Source organism: Actinoplanes sp. CA-252034, assembly GCF_050956125.1.
GTDB lineage: Bacteria > Actinomycetota > Actinomycetes > Mycobacteriales > Micromonosporaceae > Actinoplanes.
Window position 1 is genome coordinate 6,065,342 of sequence record NZ_CP191846.1, and the last position, 17,648, is coordinate 6,082,989.

The following is a 17,648-nucleotide window of genomic DNA, read 5'->3' on the forward strand; positions in this document are numbered from 1 at the left end:
ACGTTGTTGCGGGGAGAGTAGGCGTAAGTTTCACCCCACGCAACGGCTGTTGCATGTGGGGCTACTCGTTTGCCGTGGTGTTAACGAAGGGAAAAACATGCGCGTCCGCCGCATCGTCGATCTGTCCGTGCCGGTCGGCCCGGGGACACAGGTTTACCCCGGCGACCCTGAACCCCGGCTGAACGTGCATGCCACCGTCGAGAAGGACGGCTTCAACCTGCTGCACCTCGACATGGGCTCCCAGACCGGCACCCACGTCGACGCCCCGTACCACTTCCGCGACGACGGGCTCCGCCTGCACGAGCTCGACCTGGGCCTGTTCACCGGGCCGGGCGTGGTCCTCGACGTCCGCGGCCTGGCTCCGCGCACACCGATCACGTGGGACCTCATCGACCCGGTCGGCCTCGGCCCGGGCGTGATCGCGCTGATCTGCACCGGGTGGTCGCGGTTCTACGGCACCGGCGGGTACTTCGATCACCCGTACCTCGACGCGGACGCCTGCCGCAGCATGCTCGACCTAGGCGTTCGCACCTTCTGCATCGACGCCCTCAACATCGACGAGACCCCCTCCGGGATCGGCTACCCGGTCCACCACATGATCGCCCGGGCCGGCGGGGTGATCGGCGAGAACTTCCGCAACCTGGAGCTGATCGACTTCCCCGACCCCCTGGTGTCCTGCCTCCCGATCGCCTTGGAGAATGCTGACGGGGCGCCCGTGCGGGCGGTCGCCTGGGAGCTGGAGGACTGAATGGCGGGCCAGGTTCGGCGGGTGGCCCAGCCGGGATCCGGCGCCGCGATCGGCGGACGGTTGCGCGCCGCCCGGCAGGCGCGCGGGCTCACCCTGCAGCAGGTCGCCGACGCCACCACCCTCAACAAGGGGTTCATCAGCCGCCTGGAGCGCGACGAGGTGTCCCCGTCGGTCGCGTCACTGGTGTCGATCTGCGAGGTCCTCGGCATCCGCGTCGGCGAGCTGTTCGAGCCCCCGGCGACGTCCCTGGTCCGGGCGGGCGAGGGGCGTCCGATCAACTTCGGCGGCAACGGCGTACGGGAACTGCTGCTCACCCCCGGCACCCAGAGCCAGTTGCAGGTCATCCACTCGACGGTCGAGCCCGGCGGCAGCGGCGGCGACGAGCTGTACACCCTCGACTGCGAAGTCGAGTTCGTCTACGTGGTCCGGGGCGGCCTGGAGCTGCGCCTGTCCGACGAGACGGTCCAGCTGACCACCGGCGACGCCTTCACCTTCCCCGGCCGGGAGCCGCACACGTGGTCCAACGCCACCAGCGAGACCACCGAGGTCGTCTGGGTGCTAGCCCCCGCCCCCTGAGCGCCGTCGCCGGACGGCTCGCGGTCCGCGACCGGCGCGACCGTGGCTAGGAGAGACGGACGGTGGCCAGCGCGGCGGTGATCAGCAGGCCCAGGCCGTTGGTGGCCCAGTGGAGGGCGGCGGCGGCCAACAGACTGCCGCTCCGGCGGCGCAGCTCGCACAGCAGCAGGCCGGCCAGGGCGGTGAAGCCCACCGCGCCGGCCACCGCCAGGACCTGACCGATCAGGCCGGTGCCGAAGACCGAGCCGACCGCCTCGTTTGCCCGGTTGAGGCGCAGCGACGGCAGGATGTGCCAGAGGCCGAACAGGACCGACGAGGTGATGCTGGCCCAGACGGCGCCGCGGTGACGGTTGATCAGGCCCATCAGGACGCCACGGAAGGCCACCTCCTCCAGCAGGACGGTGCCGAGCGGGACGATCACGAAGGCGGTGAGCAGCGCGGCGCTCAGGTGCAGGTGGTAACGGACGTCCTGGAAGGCGGGCCGGGTGAGCGGGATGGCGGCGCCGACGGCGTAGACCACCGCCACGGCGGCGACCGCGCCCACGGCGTATCTCAGGCCGGGCAGCAGGGTGTGTCGTGACAGTCCCAGATCGTGCCAGGTCAGACCGGCCCGGCGGGCGAACAGCACCAGCCCCAGCGCGACCACCGGCCCGGCGACCAGGCCGGTGCCGGGCGGGCCGTACTTGTTGGCGACGTTGACCGTGACGAGCACGGCGACCACGGCGCCGAGAACCAGGAGGAGTCGGGGGCGGCTCACGAGGACAAGACGCTACCCGGCGATCGGGGCATGATCCGGGCAATCGTCACGTCGTGTGACGTTCAACTCGTCACGGAACGGATCCGGCGGATGGCGCGGCGGAGTTCGGGCAGGTCGGAGACGATGGGGTCGCCGGGTCGCTTGATCACGGTGCGCCACCTCCGGGTGAAACGGGCCCTCGACCGGCTGCGCCACCCACGAAGGTGAGCACTCAGGGTCATTGACTGATCGCCGTTTGAACCGTCGACGCTACGTGTCCGTACCTTGCACGGGGAATCACGTCGGTGGGGAGACGGGTGTGGTCGAGCGGAACGATGGGCAGCGCCCGGGACTGCGCATCGCCGGGTACGTGTCGGGGCACGCCGAGCCGGTGGCCGGGCAGGAGCCGGCGCCGGTGGCCGAGCCGGGGCCGACGCCACGGCCGCTGCCGGTGACGCTGCCGGACATCTCCGAATACTGGCCGGACCACGACCGGCGCCCGCGCGCCGGCGAGCCGCCCGAGCCGCGGCCAAGCGGCCGGCGGCAACGGCCGGTCATCGCCGCCGGGCTGCTCGCCGGGCTGGTCATCACCGGCACCCTGCTGCTGACCCGGCCCGGGGAAGACGTGTCCACCGAGGAGATCGCGGCGCCGGCGACCGCTCCGGCCGCCACCGCTCCGGCCGCCACTACCCCGGCCGCCACCGCCCCGGCGAGTGTGGAGCCCACCTCGTCCCCCACTCCGGTGGCACCGTCACCACCGCCGCCACCGGTGGAGAAGCTGCCGACGACCGCGCGGTTCGTGCTGACCACCGGGGTCACCGAGCTCGACGTGCGTACCGCCGACCTGGGCGGCGAGGCCTTCCGGGTGACCACGCCGAAGGACTCCGGCCTCGACGTGGACGCCGACTTCGAGAACGGCACCCTGTCGGTGAGCGCCGAACCCGACGGGCGCAAGAACGGCAGCGGCAGGATCGACGTGCTGCTCAGCGAGGACATCGTGTGGCGGCTGCGGATGGGCGCCGGGGTGCGTACCGCCTCGTTCGACATGTCCGGCGGCACGGTCAGCGACATCGACCTGATCGCCGGCGCACGGACCATCGACATCGAGCTGGGCCGCCTCGACGGCACGCTGCCGATCCTGATGGCCGGTGGTGTGCAGACGTGGCGGATCCGCACGGCCGGGAAGGTCCCGGTTCGGGTGGCGCTGAGCAGCGGCGCGGGCGAGGTCACCCTCTACGGCGACGAGAAGGGCGGCGTGAGCGCCGGCGCGTCGGTCGGCCGGGGCGATCTGGACGACGAGCCCGGTCTCGACATCGACGCCGAGGCCGGCATCGGGTCGCTGGACATCTCCCGCGACTGACCCGTGGCGGGTGGACGTCGGCCCCCGCACACAGGCCCCGGCCGTCACAGGCGGTTTTGCGATGCCTGTGCGGTGTCTGTCAGTCACAGGGCGGTGCGGTCGGCGCTGCGCGGGTCGGTGACGCGGCGGGCGGCGTAGATCTCTCCGGCGCGGGCGGTGGCCCGCCACGCGCGCGCCTTGTCGAGGGCCATGTCCAGCGCCGGATCGGTACGGTCGAGGTCCACACAGATCACGTCCGGCCCGTCGGCGCGGGCGCGGCGCAGCGGGTGCCCGTGCGGGCCGATCACCGCCGACGGGGTGACGGGCGCGCACTGGGCCGGCAGGGCGATGCTGACCCAGTAGCCGTGCATCGCGGCGTGCGCGCGGGCGATGGTCTCGAAGATCGGGTCCTCGGAGTAGGTGGAGAACAGCACACAGTCCACACCGAGCGCCCGCTGCTCCGTCCACAGCTCGGGGAAGTTGACCTCGATGCAGATCAGGCAGCCGAAGCGGAACCCGTCCACCTCGAACGTGCACACGTGGTCGCCCGGGGTGTAGAAGCCGGTGACCTCTGAGTACGACAGGAACCGCTTGTCGTAGCGGTCGACCGGCCGGCCGCGGTCGTCGATCACCCACAGCGAGTTGTGCGGCCGGTTGTCGCCGGTCAGCCGGTGATTGCCGCCGGCCACCACCCACAGCCCGAGCTCCGCGGCGAGCCCGGCGGTCCGGCGCAGCTCCCCGGTCACCGGCGCCCAGTCGATCTCCCACCCGGTGTAGTGCGCCTTCGCCGCCCCGGCGTAACCGGAGAGGGCGCCCTCGGCGAAGTGGACGAGCCGGGCGCCCTGATCGGCGGCGCGTCGCATGGCATCGCGGATCGCCGCGCCGTTCGCGGCCGGGTCGGTGCCGGCGACGGTCTGTGCCACGGCGATGCGGATCGTGTCGGTCATGCCTCACCGAACCATGTGCCCTAGGTTGGCCTCCATGACGGTCATCGGGTTGGTCGGCGCCGGCCACATGGGCTCCGGGTTGGGCTGGGCGCTGCGGGAGGGCGGCCACGACGTGGTCACGTCGCTGGCGGGCCGTTCGGACCGGACGGCGCGTCTGGCGGCGGACGCCGGTCTGCGCCTGCTGCCCCGCCCCGCCGACGTGGCGGCGCGGGCGGACGTGATCCTGGTCGTCACGCCGCCCGGGGCCGCACTGGACGCGGCCCGGGAGATCGCCGCGCTGGCCGGGCCGCAGACCGCCGGCCGCATCGTGGTGGACATGAACGCGGTCGCGCCGCAGACCGCCGCCGCGGCCGCGGATCTGGTCACCGCGGCGGGCTTCGACTTCGTGGACGGCTCGATATCCGGCCCGCCGCCCACGGTGCGGCCGGGCGCGCGGCTCTATCTCTCCGGTCCCCGGGCCGCCGAGGTGGCGGCGCTGAGGTGGACGCATGCCAGGCCGGTCGTGGTCGGTGACCGGGTCGGCGCCGCGAGCGCGGTGAAGATGTCCACCGCGTCGGTCTACAAGGGGCTGATGGGCCTGCTGACCCAGGCGGTCCGGGCCGCGGCGGCACACGACGTGCTGGAGCCGGTGCTGGCCGATCTCGGCGAGGAGCTCGGCACGCCGTACGAGATGGCGCTCGCCGCGACCAAGGCGCACCGTTACGTCGCGGAGATGCGCGAGATCGCCCTGTCCCAGGCGTCGGTGGGCCTGACGCCGGCGTTGTTCGAGGCGTTCGCCGAGGTCTGGTCCGACGTCGCCGGCCGGCGGCTGGCCGGGGGCGACCCGGAGACGGTCTCCCGAGAGATCACCGCCCACCGGGTGGCCGAGGACCTGGGTGCGTGAGCGGCCCCGGCGGTGGCCCGTTCGCGTCTCGTGGGTGACCGACGATTGAGCCGCCGATCCCCGGGTATGGACTCCTGCGTACATCCGTGACGTGGAGGTGTCCGATGGCTTTCGATGACAAGGTCGACAACAAGGCCGAGGAGATCGGCGGCAAGGTCAAGGAGGGCGTCGGCAAGGCGACCGACGACCAGAGCCTGGAGGCCGAGGGCAAGGCCGACCAGAAGGCGTCGAACCTCAAGCAGGCCGGCGAGAAGATCAAGGACGTCTTCAAGTCCTGATCCGGTCACCGTGGGCCCGGACCGCCGAGGCGGTCCGGGCCTTCGCTTTTCAGCAGATCACGCTGGTACGGCCGGACTGGCGCCCCCACAGGCAGGTGTCGTGCACGCCGCCGGCCCGGTTGCGCAGCGTCGCCGTGTCCCCGGTGTTGTTCCACACGTAGTTGCCGGAGTTCCAGTACCGGTGTGTGGCCGTGTCGGTGCCGCGGCCGGTGTGCAGGTAGATCACGCCACCCTTCCCGGCGATCGTGACGTCCTGGAACGTGTAGGTGCGGATCCCGTCGCCGATCCGCCAGCCGTTCAGCCGGACGGCGGCCGGGCCGGTGTTGACCAGGGCGATCCACTCGGCGTTGAGGCTGCCACCGGAGCGGTCGTCCCTGCCCGGCGAGTCGTACTGGACACTCTGGAACCGCAGAGCCGGGGCGGCCTGGACGGGCGCGGCCACGGACAGTACGGACCCGAGGGCGACGGTGACGACCCCGGGCAGTGTGCGAAACATGCGATCTCCTGTCGGGTTCTGAGCGGAAAGCCGCATTCTTCCTTTTAGACCTGGATTTCCACGTCAGAACACGCGCATGTCAGCCGTTCGAGTGACCACCGGAGCCGGCGGCACGGATAATCCCAGGCATGTGTTCTTGCAGGTCATTGGCAGTTACACGGTTGTCGCACCGCTAGGGGTGGGCGTAGGGTGGGCGGGTGGCCGAGCACGAGCACCACCACCCGCACCGGCACGGTCTGCGGCATCTGCTGCGACCGCACTCGCACGACACCGCCGACAAGGTCGACAGCGCGCTGGAAGCCTCCCGGGAGGGTCTGCGGGCGCTGTGGATCTCGCTGGCCGGGCTCGGTGCCACCGCCGCCGCGCAGGCCGTCATCGTGGCGATGTCCGGTTCCGTGGCACTGCTCGGCGACACCGTGCACAACGTGGCCGACGCTCTCACCGCCGTGCCGCTGGGCATCGCGTTCTGGCTCGGCCGGCGGGCCGCGACCCGGGCGTACACCTATGGCTTCGGTCGCGCCGAGGACCTGGCCGGTGTCCTGATCGTCGCGGTGATCGCCGGCTCCGCCGTCGCCTCGGCGTGGTTCGCCGTCGACCGGCTGCTGCATCCGCGCGACCTGAGTCATCTGCCATGGGTGGCGGCGGCCGGGGTGGCCGGGTTCGCCGGCAACGAGATCGTCGCCCGCTACCGGATCGCGGTGGGCCGGCGCATCGGCTCGGCGGCGCTGGTCGCCGACGGGCTGCACGCGCGGACCGACGGGTTCACGTCCCTGGCCGTGGTGGCGGCCGCCGGCGGGGCATGGCTGGGCTGGGGCTGGGCCGACCCGGTGGTCGGCATCGCCATCACCGTGGCGATCCTGTTCGTGCTCAGGGAGGCGGCCCGGCAGGTCTGTCACCGCCTGATGGACCGGGTCGACCCCACCGTCGTCGACCACGCCGAGCGGCACCTTCGCGAGATCGACGGGGTGCGCGACGTGTCCGGTCTGCGGCTGCGCTGGATCGGCCACAGCCTGCACGCCGAGGCCGGCATCGTCGTCGACGCCCGGCTCACGCTGCTGGCCGCGCACGAGATCGCCGCCGACGCCGAGCACCAGCTCACCCACCACGTGCCGCGCCTGACCTCGGCGACCGTGCACGTCGACCCGGACAGCCATCCCGGCGACGCCCACCACCCGGGCCTGTCCCACGACCGCCGCCGCGGGCACGACCACGGCGGACACGGGCACGGCGGGCACGGGCACGGGCACGGCGGGCACGGCCGCGATCATGCCGTCGCGAGCCGTCCCCCGGGGTGACGACGGGCGGATAGCGGGCGTGCGGGGCGGGCCGTGGGAGCTACTCTGCCTCGCATGCCGCTCCCCTCTGATCTGCAGTCGCGTCTCGACGACCCCGCCTTCTGGGGCGCCTACTTCTTCGAGGCCGACGACGATGCCGACGACTCCGGCGAGGACGACGAGCCCGGGCCGATCATCGTGGAGTTCGAGGTCGGCGGCGGATATGCGCTGGTCCTCGACATCGACGGCTGTTTCGACATGGTCGACCTGGGTCTGCGCGTCCCCGGCGAGAGCGAGCTGCTGGAGATCGGGTGGGACGATCAGGCCCACTGGCATCCGGACTCGTTGCGCTGGGCCGAGCTCGATCTGATCGCCCGCGCCGCGGCCGTCCTCGATCCGACGCTCGCCCACCCCGGCGCGGTGCTCGCCCTGACCGGCCGCTTCGTGGTCCTGGACGCCCACGACGACGTCGAGGCGATCGGGCCGGTGATGGACGCCGCGTTCGGTCCGCCCGCGCCGGGCGCCGCCTGGTGGCCGACCGCGGACCGCTGGCTGAGCAAGGCCGACGGACGGCGCGACGGCATCGTCTGGCAGCGCGACGAGAACGGGGACTGGGCCGTCGACCAGGCCGACTCCGCCGCGACCGGCCGCGACCTCCACAGCGTCCGCCGGCCGGGCAGCAAGTTCCCGTTCGCGGCCTGGCGGGCGCTGCTGGCCGCCGCGGAGAGCACCGTGGCGCAGGCCGGTGCCGACCGGTAGGAAGCGGGCGTCCGACACCCCGTGATCTTCGGCCGGTAGCCTTCGGCGGCGGGAGCCCCGGCTCCGGTGAGTGAAAGGAGACATCGATGACCGACCACGGCCCCGGCCCGAACCCGTCCGGCACCGTCTACGGGCGCACCAGCGGCCCGGACCGCCTCTCCCGGGCGCTGACCATCGGCGTCGGCGCGGGTGTGGTCGCCGTCCTCGTGCTCGGCTACGCGGCCTGGACCAGCACCGGCGGCACCGGCGAGAGTCCCGCCGCCGCCGCGACGACGTCCGCCCCCGACCCGGTCACCACGACTCCCGAGCCCGGCCCGTCCCCGGTGACACCGCAGCTCGCGGCCGGTTCGTGGCTGCTGTCACCGCTCGGCGACGAGGACACCTACCTCACCGCGAACGGGGAGTACGCGAAGATGTCGCCGGCCGACCCCGCCACGCTGACCGTGAGCGCCGGCCTGGCCGACGGCACGTGCTTCTCCTTCCGGCTGGAGGACGGCCGCTACCTGCGGCATTTCGACTACCGGATGCGGTTCGACACCTCCGACGACTCGGATCTGTTCCGGGCCGACGCCACGTTCTGCCGGGAGGCCGGCACCGACCCCGGCACGGTACGGCTGCGGTCCAAGAACTACCCGGACCACCTGTTGCACCGGCGTGACGACGGCTCGCTCTACATCGACAAGGAGTCGGGGACGTCCTTCATGGTGCAGGTGCCGTCCTGAGCACCCCGGGCTGGCTGCCGGACCGGGTCGCCGCCGCCGAGCGTGAAGTGGGCGGCGGCTTCGACCTGGCGGCGTGCGTGCGGGAGCCGATCCACCTGCTGGGCGGCGTCCAGTCGTACGGCGCCCTGGTCGCGATCCAGGCCGGGACGATTGCCGTGACCAGTGCGAACGCCGAGCGGATGCTCGGTGTCGACGGCCTGTCCGGCGCCCCGGCGACCCGCCTGCTGGACGCCGCGCAACTGGCCGCGCTGGAGGACCTGGCCGACGCGGACACCGGGCAGACCGCGATGATGCCGGTGACCACGACCGCCGAGGCCGGCGCGGAGCGCTTCGACGTGACCGTGCACCGCAGCGACGGGCTGCTGGTGCTGGAGTTCGAGCCGGCCGGCGCGGCCCGTGACTTCCCGGCGATCTACACCCCGATCCGCAAGGCGCTGACGCGGCTGCAGGCGGCGGGCACGGTCGTCGAGGCGTGCCGGGCCGCGGTGCGTGAGGTCAGGGCCATCACGGGGTACGACCGGGTGGTCGCCTACCGGTTCGAGGCCCTCGACGGCCCCGGCGAGGTGATCGCCGAGGACGTGGCCGACGACTGGGAGCCGTGGCTGGGCCTGTGGTTCCCGGCGACCGACATCCCGCCGCAGGCCCGCCGTCTCTACGAGCGCAACTGGATCCGGGTGATCGCCGACGTCGACGACGCGACGGCCGGCCTGTCCGCACCACTGGACCTGTCGATGTCGGTGCTGCGCACGGTGTCGCCGTTCCACCTGGAGTACCTGCGCAACATCGGCGTCCGGTCGTCGATGTCGGTGTCGCTGCTGTCCGGTGGCCGGCTGTGGGGGCTGATCGCCTGTCACGGGCGGGACGTCACCACGCTGGGCCCGCAGGTGCGGGCCGCGTGCGAGTTCTTCGGGGTGGCGCTGTCGCTGCACCTGGCGGCCCTGCGGGAACGCGACGGGTCGGCGGCGCGGGACCGCTCACGTGCGCTGATCGCCCGGCTCCTGGAGAACGCGTCGGCGGGCCCGGCCGGGGCATGGCCGCTGGATCCGGACGGCATGGCCGGGGTGATCGCCTCCGACGCGCTGCTGATCCGCGCCGACGGCCGGGTCGCGGTGCACGGCGCCGACCCGGGGCCCGCAGTGGTGGACGCGCTGCTCGAGGCGTTGCCGGAGCCACGGTCCGGGGTGCTGTGGCACAGCGACCGGCTCGGCGAGGACCTGCCCGCGCTGGCCCACCTGTCGCCCACGGTGGCCGGGGCGCTGGTGCTGCCGTCGGGACCCGGCGGCGATGTGATCGTGTGGCTGCGCGCGGAGCGTACGGTGTCGCGGCGCTGGGCGGCCGACCCCGACGAGCCGGTGCAGTTGGGCCCGTACGGCCGCCGCCTGACCCCGCGCGGGTCGACGGCGGTGTTCCTGGCCTCGGTGCGCGGACGGAGCCTGCCGTGGTCGGCCAACGACCTGGCGATGGCGGTCGAGCTGGGCCGGGCCGTGGTCGGGGTGGCGGTGGCGCACGCCCGCCGGGTGTCGGCGCTGAACGTGGAGCTGACCCGCAGCAACGTGGACCTGGACTCGTTCGCGCACGCGGCCGCCCACGATCTGAAGGAGCCGTTGCGCGGGATCGCGAACACGGCCACGTTCATCGTCGAGGACGCCGCCGACACGGTCGACGAGGTGACGGCCCGGCGGCTGGCGTCGATCCAGCGGCTGGCCGCGCGGATGGACGAGCTGCTCAACGCGATCCTCCACTACTCGCGGCTGGGGCGTACCGAGCTGGACCGGCAGCCGCTGGACCTGCGGGAGGCGGTGGTCCGGGCGCTGGAGGTCGCCGGGCCGCGGCTACGTGAGACCGGCGTGTCGGTGGCCATGCCCGATCCCGGGACGACGCTCTTCGCCGACCCGGTGCTGCTGGACCAGGTGCTGGTCAACCTGTTGGTGAACGCGGCGAAGTACGCCCGCACGGACGGCTCGCCGCTGGTGTCGGTGACCGGCGGTGCGGAGCTGGTGGTGCGCGACAACGGCATCGGCATGCCACCGCACCTGCGCGAGCAGGCGTTCCAGCTGTTCCGGCGCCTGCATCCGGCGACCGCCGGTTACGAGGGCTCCGGCGCCGGCCTGGCGATCGTGCGCCGCATCGTGGAACGGCACGGCGGTCAGGTCTGGGCCGAGGAGTCCCCCGGCGGCGGCACCACCATCCGCGCCACGTTCCCCGATCCCGGTCGCGACCTCCAGTAGTCGAGGGTCTGGCTCAGGACGCTCTGGAAGAGGGCGAAGTTAAGCGGCTTGTAGACGTAGCTGTCGGCTCCGGCGGCGTGGCAGGCGTCGGCCTCGGCCTGGTCCTCCGAAGAGGTGAAGACGACCAGGCGCAGTTCGGCGAGCTCGGGGTGGGCACGGACCGAGCGGATCACGTCGAGGCCGCTCTCCCCCGGCATGTTCAGGTCCAGCAGCATCAGCCATGGTCGCTCCCGGCCCGGTTCGGTCAGACCGGCCAGCACGTCGGCACCGGAGCGGAAGAACTCGCGCCGCAGGCCCGGGTGCGAGCGGCCGATGGCCCGTTGGATCGCCTCGACGTCCTCGTCGCTGTCCTCGACCACGAAGATCAGGTCACTCATCGGAGGTGCTCCTTCCCGGCGCGGATGGCCAGCACCGCGATGTCGTCGGTGCGTGACCCGCCGAAGGCGGCTGAGGCGGCGCTCAGTTCGTGGACCAGGTCGGTCAGCGGGTGGCCGCGGAGCCGGTCGAGGGTCTCGCCGAGGGGATGGTCCTCGAACATGACGCCGTCCGGGCCGCGGCTCTCGGTCAACCCGTCGGTGAAGATGATCAGGGAGTCGCCCGGCGCCAGGAACAGCCGGGACTCGCCGAACTTGGGCGTGGGGAGCACGCCGAGCATGGCGCCGCCGCCGGTGCCGCGCTCCGGGCCGCTCGCGTGGCGCAGCACGACCGGGGCGGGGTGGCCGGCCGACACCCACTCGACGGAGACGCCACCGGCGGCGCGCTGCAGCCTGGCCACGCCCGCGGTGACGAATCGCCATGACCCGTCCAGTCGCAGGCGGGCGTTGAGCCTGGTCATGGCCCGCTGCGGGGTGGCGCCCTCCTGGAGGAGCGCGGCGAGGGTGTGCCGGGCCATCCCGGTCAGCGCGGCGGCGTCGACGCCGCGGCCGCAGACGTCGCCGATCAGGGCGGCCACCGTGCCGTCGGCGCAGTCGACCACGTCGTAGAAGTCGCCGCCCACCTCCAGGACCCGGTCGCCGACCAGGTAGGAGGCGGCGAACTCGAGGCCGTCGGCCTCCGGCAGCCGGGTCGGGAGCAGGTGCTGCTGCATGGTGACGACGTCCCGGCGCCGCCGCTCGTAGCGGGTGCCGTTGTCGATGGCGAGCGCGGCCCGGGACGCGAGATCGCGCAGGAACGCCGACGGCGGGATGGAACCGGCGTCGCGGTCGAAGAGGAAGACCAGCACACCGACGATCTCGCCCCGGGCGTGCAGGGGTTGCAGGTCGACGGCACGGGTGGACAGCAGGGCGGTGTCGACGTCCGGGACGGTGTCACCGAGGACGGCACGGCCGACCAGGTGGTCGAGATGGGCGACGGCGGCCGGGTCGCCGAGCAGCGCGGAGAGTCTGCGCATGTCGACGTGGACCGAGCTGCGCAGCACCGGCCGGCCGTCCTCGATGACGAAGACGAGGCATCCTTCGGCGATCGCCGGGACGGCCATCCGTGGCACCCGCTGCATCGTCTGGGTGGTGTCCAGGACGGCGTCCATCTGCAGCGAGGCCTCGGCCAGCAGGGCGTCACGCGTCTGCTGGGCGTGCTCGGCGCGGCGCTGACCGAGCCGGCCGATCGCCTCTCGGGTCACCTCGATGACCTGGCCGAGGCAGGCCTGGACGAACGGCACCTCGGCGGTCTCGTCGACGGCGACGATGATCGTGCCGCCGGCCTCCCCGGAGAGGTCGAACCGGTCGCGCAGGACCCCGGCGAATCCCAGGGCGGACAACCCCTCGGGGGTACGGCCGGACGCGATCGCACGGGCCAGGCCCCGGTTCGCGCCCTCCAGCGGCACCCCGGTCCACCGGTATTCGAGGACGTCGTCGTCGGGGCCTTGCCGCAGCCCCCAGACGGCGACCACTCCGGGCAGCGCCTGCAGCGGCGGCAGGATCAGCTGGGCGAGCTCGTCACGGGCGCTGATCCGGCCGACGGACGTCCACATCCGGTGCAGGGTGGCGGCCCACCCGATATCGGCATCCATCACCGCCCGTCACCCTCCCCGTCTCAGCCGATCACGCCCCGGCTATATCGCCGGAGCGTGATCAGCCTAAACGGAGGCGGTCATGACGGACGGCACAGCAGCCGTGCGGCGGCCCAGTCCCCGTGGTCGGCGCCGACCCCGTCGCCGGCGTCGGTGACCCGCAGTTCCAGGCGGGCTCCGCCGGTCACGTCGGCTTCGATGAGCTGGGCGGCGGCCGATCCGGTGAGCCGCCCGGACGAGGCTTTCAGCGTGCCGTCGACCCACACCTCGAAGGCGACCGATCCGGAGTCGCCCATCTCGTCGTCGACCCCGACGTCGGCGCGGAACGTGGTGCAGCCGCGCCCGGCCAGGTCGACCACCACCCTGGACACGGCGTGGGCGCCCAGGCCCTTGTCGTAGACGACGCCGCCGAGGGTGAGCGGGCGGCCGTCGCCGGCGGGCTGCTCGGCGTTGCTGCGGTCGCGTTCGACCGGGCCCCAGCCGTTCTGTGACTCCACGAACGGCAGGTCGCCGACCCAGGACGATCCGGCCGGCAGCGGGGTGCCGACGGTGGTGGCGGCGGTGACCGTGCTGCGGAACCCGTCGGCGGTCGCCGAGGCCACGGCCGCGGTCAGGGTGTGCCGGCCCCAGTCGGTGCCGGGCGGGACGGTGACCTGGAAGGCGGCCGTCTCCGGGGTGCCGGTGGACACCTCGCCGAGCGGCACCGAGGCCGGCGTGACCTGCCAGCCGTCCGGCGCGTCCAGGGTGACGGTCACGTCCCGCAGGGGTGCGGCACAGCGGGCGTCGACCCGTACCGTCGCGGTGGTGGTGTCCGCCGTGAGGGTGACGTCGGGCGGGCAGGGAGCGGCCGCCGTCGGTGAGGGCAGGCGGCCGTCGTCGAGGGGCCGCAGCACCAGCGAGTAGTCGTAGGCCGCCGTCGGTGACAGCCGGTAGGGGGCGAGGACCGAGTTCGGGGTCTCCCCCATGCCGGTCTCGCCGGTGGCCGCATGCAGGGTCACCCAGCCGTCGTTGCGGACGAACGGCAGCTGGTGGGCGTACTCGGCCCGGTCGAGGTCGTCGTGACGGGTGACGCTGACGTCGAGGCCGGCGCCGGTCGGGCTGCCGACCAGTAGACCACTGCGGTGACCGTCGGTGAGGGCAGCCCAGCGGGTGCCGGTGTGGTTCCCGTGCGCCTGCGGCCGGGCGTAGGGCACGTACTCGTCGTCGACCGTGCTGCGCCAGACCCCGACGGTGGCGGCGCTGACCCGGTCGTTGTACGTCTCGTGCGGCCCGTTCCCATACCAGGTGAAGTCGTCCAGCGAGTCGGGAACCTTGACCTGCACGCCGACGCGGGGCAGGTAGGGCAGAGCACCCGCCCGGCTGCCACGTGCCCGCACCCGATGGTCGAGGGTGATCGTCCCGGCGCCGTCGATGCGGTAGCGCAGGGTCTGGCCGACGGCGAAGGCGCTCGCCAGGCCGGGTGCCGCCGCGGTGCTATGGACGGTGACGACCACGTGGTCTCCGTCGACCGTCGCGGTGACGTCCTCGACGGTGGTCCGCAGTCGGTCCAGGCCGACCTCGTGCCAGATGTTGCGGTCGGCGGTGCCCCAGCCGTACGTCTCATTGCTGGTCGGCGGCCGGTAGACGTCGAGCTCGGGCCCGGCCTTGAGCAACTCGCGACCGTCGGCGGACAGCGAGGTGAGGGCCCCGTCCTCGAACCGGTAGCGCCACCCCTGGCCACGGACGGTGATCTTCCCGGCCTCCTGCTTCAGTTGCGGCGCACGGCGGGCGACGCCGGGCAGGATGCCGGGGACGACCCGGCCGCCGGCGGCGAACTGCTCGCGGGCGACGACCCATCCGCGTCTCGCCCACGGCAGGTCCCGGACCGTCGCGGCGGACACGTTCAGCCACCGCTCCCGGTCGTGGGGGTTGGCCGGAGCCGCGCCGAGCGCGAGGTCGACACTCTGTCCCGGCGCCAGCGTCACGTCCCGGGAGCCGCCGCGCAGCCGCCGGTCGATCTCGGTCAGCGACCAGGTCAGGCGCAGCCGCTGAACGCCCGCCTGCTGCTCGTTGAGCACGCGCACCCTGCCGGCGGCCACGTCGACGGCGGTGATCCGGACCGGTGAGTGCGCCCAGGCCACCTCTTCGGTCTCCGGCTGCGGGATCCGGTCGGAGGACACCATGCCGTCGGTGCCGGACAGGCTCAGGCCCAGGCTGAGGAAGTCGCCGCGCCGCTGGGAGCGGTCGAAGTCGAGCGCCAGCACCGGATCCGGGCCGCTGCCGTAGACGCGCACGTCGTCGATAAGGCCACGCCCGGTGCGTACCTTGAGGTCGTCCTGCTGGGTCTCGGCGTTGCGGCCGATGTTGACCTCGTAGAGGCCGGGGTCGATCGGCCCGGTCCGGGCGGTGGTGGCGACCGCGACGCCGTCGATCTCCAGCCGTAGCCGTGTGCCGTCGTACCCGCCGGTCACCCGGTGCCACCCGTCGTACCAGTCGGCGGGCACGTCGGCGGCGGCGTAGACGTTGTTCACCCCGAACTCGAGAGTGTCCTGGTCGCGCATCTGCAGCGCGTACGCCTGGCCCTTCGTGACGATCGGGAAACTGCCCGCCCATCGGCCCGGCTTGACCCAGGCGTCCAGGGTGACCCGTTCGGTGAGGTCGAGACGGCGGTCCCGGAAGACGTCGACGAAGTCGTCGAGGCTGGACAGGCTGATCGCCTTGCCGCGGTGACCCTCGGCGAGGGTGGGCTTGCCGACGAGGAACGCCTGGATGCGGTTCTTCGACGAGTCGGGGGTCAGGATCAGCGGCTGGCGCAGATCCTGTTCGGCCCAGTCCCAGACGAATCCACCCTGCATCGACGGTTCCCGGCGGGCGATGGCCCAGAACTCGTCGAAGTTGCCCATGCTGTTGCCCATCGCGTGGGCGTACTCCCCCATGATGATCGGTTTCGATCCGGTCCTCGCCTTGCTCTCCACCGAGGCGGGCGTCGGATAGCGGGGGCCGCTGACGTCGGCGAACGGGGCGTCACCGTCGGGAGAGTTGGACTGGTGGTAGAGCGGACGGGTGGGCTCGTTCGCGTCCGCCCACGCGGCCATCGAGTGGTGGGCGGTGCCGAGGCCGGCCTCGTTGCCGGTGTCCCAGAGGATCACGCTCGGGTGGTTCTTGTCGCGGGCCACCATCGCCTCGAAGCGGTCGGCGAACGCGGCCTGCCATTCCGGCTTCGACGCGAGGCAGACGCTGGGGCAGTTCTCCCGCGAGTGGGTCTCGATGTCGACCTCGTCGTCGATCCACAGTCCGTAGCGGTTCGCGAGGTCGTAGAAGTACGGGTCGGACGGGTAGTGGGAGGTGCGGACAGCGTTGACGTGCAGGCGCTTCATCAGGAAGACGTCCTCGCGCTGCGCTTGGCGGGTCACGTGCCGGCCGGTGTCCGGGTCGGTCTCGGCGCGGTTGACCCCCTTGACCAGAATGCGTTCCCCGTTGACCAGGAGCTGCTTGTCGCGGATCTCGATCTCACGGAAGCCGACCGTCTGCGCGGTGACGTGCGCGGCCCGTCCGCCGGGTGTCAGCAGCTCCAGCCCGAGCGTGTAGAGGTTCGGATCCTCGGCCGACCACTGCGCCGGGCTCGTCACCGGCGCGCTCAGGGTGACCCGGTCCCGGTCTGCGGGGCGGCTCATCGTGACGACGGTCCGGCCGGCGGCGTCGCGCAGGGTGCCGCGCACCGTCCAGCCCTCGTGCGCGGCGCCGGCCAGGTCCACCCGTGCGGTCAGGGTCGCATCGCGAAAATCAGGATCAAAATCGGTCGTGATGTACGCGTCACGCAGGCGTACCTGCTCGGTCCGGTACAGGGTGACGTCCCGGAAGATGCCGCTGTAGCGCCACTGGTCGAAGTCCTCCAGGTAGGCGCCCGCGCCCCAACGGTGCACCTGCACGGCCACGGTGTTGCGGCCCGGCTTGAGCAGGGCGGTCACGTCGAACTCGGCCGGGGTGTAGCCGCCCTGGTCGTACCCCGCGTAGACGCCGTTGACCCAGACGAAGTAACCGCTGGTCACACCCTCGAAGCGGAGGAGCTCCCGGCCGCCGGCCCAGTTCTTCGGCACGTCGAAGGAGCGCAGGTAGGCGCCGGTCGGGTTGACGTCCTTCGGCACGAAGGGCGGGCTGTCCGGCCAGATCTCCTCGGGGATGTTGCGGAACATCGGGTGGTCGGCGAAATCGGACTGCCAGGTGTGCGGCACCGACACCTTCGGCCAGTCGGAGGCGTCGAAGCCGTCGGCGGCGAACCCGGTGGGCACGTCTTCCGGCCGGTCGAACAGCCGCATCCGCCAGCCGCCGTTGAGGCTGGTCACATAGGGCGAGCGGGCGCTGTGCTCAGTGGCGTCGCGCACGGCCGTCGCCAGGTCGCCGTAGGGCCGCAAATCGGCGTGCGGGGCCTCCTGCCCCTCGCCGGTCATCCGCGGATCCTCCAGGTACCGGTAGACGTCCGCCGGGCTCTGTGGGCCGGCCGCCGCCTGAGCGGCCCCGGCCGGGACGGTGAGAGATCCGAGAAGAGTCACCACGATCGCACCTACGACCCGCCACATTTCGGCTCCTTCCGACGCCATAGCGATCAGGTCCGCAACATGTTCGACCACAACTGAACATGAACGAAGCGATTGCGACGTTACAACAGAGTTACCGA

At 72.5% G+C, this 17,648-nt stretch carries 15 protein-coding genes; 9 read left to right on the forward strand and 6 right to left on the reverse strand.

Features of this window, described 5'->3' with window-relative positions:
• Positions 1 to 97: 97 nt before the first annotated feature.
• Positions 98 to 748: a cyclase family protein gene (locus ACQPZW_RS27995; protein ID WP_433789007.1), complete on the forward strand. Its 651-nt coding sequence runs from the start codon at positions 98 to 100 to the stop codon at positions 746 to 748.
• On the forward strand, positions 749 to 1,324 hold the full coding sequence (locus ACQPZW_RS28000) for a helix-turn-helix domain-containing protein (protein WP_433789008.1): 576 nt from the start codon (positions 749 to 751) through the stop codon (positions 1,322 to 1,324).
• Positions 1,325 to 1,370: 46 nt separating this feature from the next.
• Here the strand turns inward: ACQPZW_RS28000 and ACQPZW_RS28005 are convergent, their stop codons facing one another.
• Complete coding sequence (locus ACQPZW_RS28005) at positions 1,371 to 2,081, reverse strand: lysostaphin resistance A-like protein (protein WP_433789009.1); 711 nt, start codon at positions 2,079 to 2,081, stop codon at positions 1,371 to 1,373.
• Between the two features lie 298 nt (positions 2,082 to 2,379).
• Here ACQPZW_RS28005 and ACQPZW_RS28010 point away from each other — a divergent pair, with 298 nt between their 5' ends.
• The gene (locus ACQPZW_RS28010) at positions 2,380 to 3,420 is read left to right on the forward strand and encodes a hypothetical protein (protein WP_433789010.1); all 1,041 of its coding nucleotides are present in this window, start codon (positions 2,380 to 2,382) and stop codon (positions 3,418 to 3,420) included.
• An 83-nt stretch (positions 3,421 to 3,503) separates the two neighbouring features.
• Here ACQPZW_RS28010 and ACQPZW_RS28015 read toward each other — a convergent pair whose 3' ends face one another.
• Positions 3,504 to 4,346, reverse strand: coding sequence for a carbon-nitrogen hydrolase family protein (locus ACQPZW_RS28015; protein ID WP_433789011.1), 843 nt, complete (start codon positions 4,344 to 4,346; stop codon positions 3,504 to 3,506).
• A 34-nt stretch (positions 4,347 to 4,380) separates the two neighbouring features.
• On the opposite strand from ACQPZW_RS28015, the gene ACQPZW_RS28020 reads away from it, so the two are divergent.
• Together ACQPZW_RS28020 and ACQPZW_RS28025 are read left to right on the forward strand one after the other, a co-directional pair.
• Entirely contained in the window at positions 4,381 to 5,229 is an 849-nt protein-coding gene (locus ACQPZW_RS28020; RefSeq protein ID WP_433789012.1) for an NAD(P)-binding domain-containing protein, read from the forward strand.
• Positions 5,230 to 5,333: 104 nt separating this feature from the next.
• On the forward strand, positions 5,334 to 5,507 hold the full coding sequence (locus ACQPZW_RS28025; RefSeq protein ID WP_433789013.1) for a CsbD family protein: 174 nt from the start codon (positions 5,334 to 5,336) through the stop codon (positions 5,505 to 5,507).
• A 49-nt stretch (positions 5,508 to 5,556) separates the two neighbouring features.
• Here ACQPZW_RS28025 and ACQPZW_RS28030 read toward each other — a convergent pair whose 3' ends face one another.
• A complete protein-coding gene (locus ACQPZW_RS28030) occupies positions 5,557 to 6,003 on the reverse strand; it encodes a lamin tail domain-containing protein (protein WP_433789014.1) in 447 nt (148 codons plus the stop codon).
• A gap of 197 nt (positions 6,004 to 6,200) precedes the next feature.
• Here ACQPZW_RS28030 and ACQPZW_RS28035 point away from each other — a divergent pair, with 197 nt between their 5' ends.
• From ACQPZW_RS28035 to ACQPZW_RS28050, 4 genes are all read left to right on the forward strand, one after another.
• Complete coding sequence (locus tag ACQPZW_RS28035; protein ID WP_433789015.1) at positions 6,201 to 7,298, forward strand: cation diffusion facilitator family transporter; 1,098 nt, start codon at positions 6,201 to 6,203, stop codon at positions 7,296 to 7,298.
• Between the two features lie 54 nt (positions 7,299 to 7,352).
• Positions 7,353 to 8,036 carry a hypothetical protein gene (locus ACQPZW_RS28040; RefSeq protein WP_433789016.1) on the forward strand — a complete coding sequence of 228 codons (684 nt, stop codon included), beginning with the start codon at positions 7,353 to 7,355 and terminating at the stop codon, positions 8,034 to 8,036.
• Between the two features lie 86 nt (positions 8,037 to 8,122).
• The gene (locus ACQPZW_RS28045) at positions 8,123 to 8,758 is read left to right on the forward strand and encodes an AbfB domain-containing protein (protein ID WP_433789017.1); all 636 of its coding nucleotides are present in this window, start codon (positions 8,123 to 8,125) and stop codon (positions 8,756 to 8,758) included.
• A 47-nt stretch (positions 8,759 to 8,805) separates the two neighbouring features.
• Complete coding sequence (locus ACQPZW_RS28050) at positions 8,806 to 10,986, forward strand: ATP-binding protein (RefSeq protein ID WP_433789018.1); 2,181 nt, start codon at positions 8,806 to 8,808, stop codon at positions 10,984 to 10,986.
• On the opposite strand, the gene ACQPZW_RS28055 is transcribed toward ACQPZW_RS28050, so the two are convergent.
• From ACQPZW_RS28055 to ACQPZW_RS28065, 3 genes are all read right to left on the reverse strand, one after another.
• Positions 10,905 to 11,363, reverse strand: coding sequence for a response regulator (locus tag ACQPZW_RS28055; protein ID WP_433789019.1), 459 nt, complete (start codon positions 11,361 to 11,363; stop codon positions 10,905 to 10,907). The two genes, ACQPZW_RS28050 and ACQPZW_RS28055, sit on opposite strands and share 82 nt — an antisense overlap.
• Complete coding sequence (locus tag ACQPZW_RS28060) at positions 11,360 to 12,994, reverse strand: PP2C family protein-serine/threonine phosphatase (RefSeq protein ID WP_433797640.1); 1,635 nt, start codon at positions 12,992 to 12,994, stop codon at positions 11,360 to 11,362. Before ACQPZW_RS28060 ends, ACQPZW_RS28055 begins: the two co-directional genes overlap by 4 nt.
• Before the next feature lie 80 nt (positions 12,995 to 13,074).
• Positions 13,075 to 17,550, reverse strand: coding sequence for a glycoside hydrolase family 2 TIM barrel-domain containing protein (locus tag ACQPZW_RS28065; RefSeq protein WP_433789020.1), 4,476 nt, complete (start codon positions 17,548 to 17,550; stop codon positions 13,075 to 13,077).
• Positions 17,551 to 17,648: the final 98 nt, after the last annotated feature.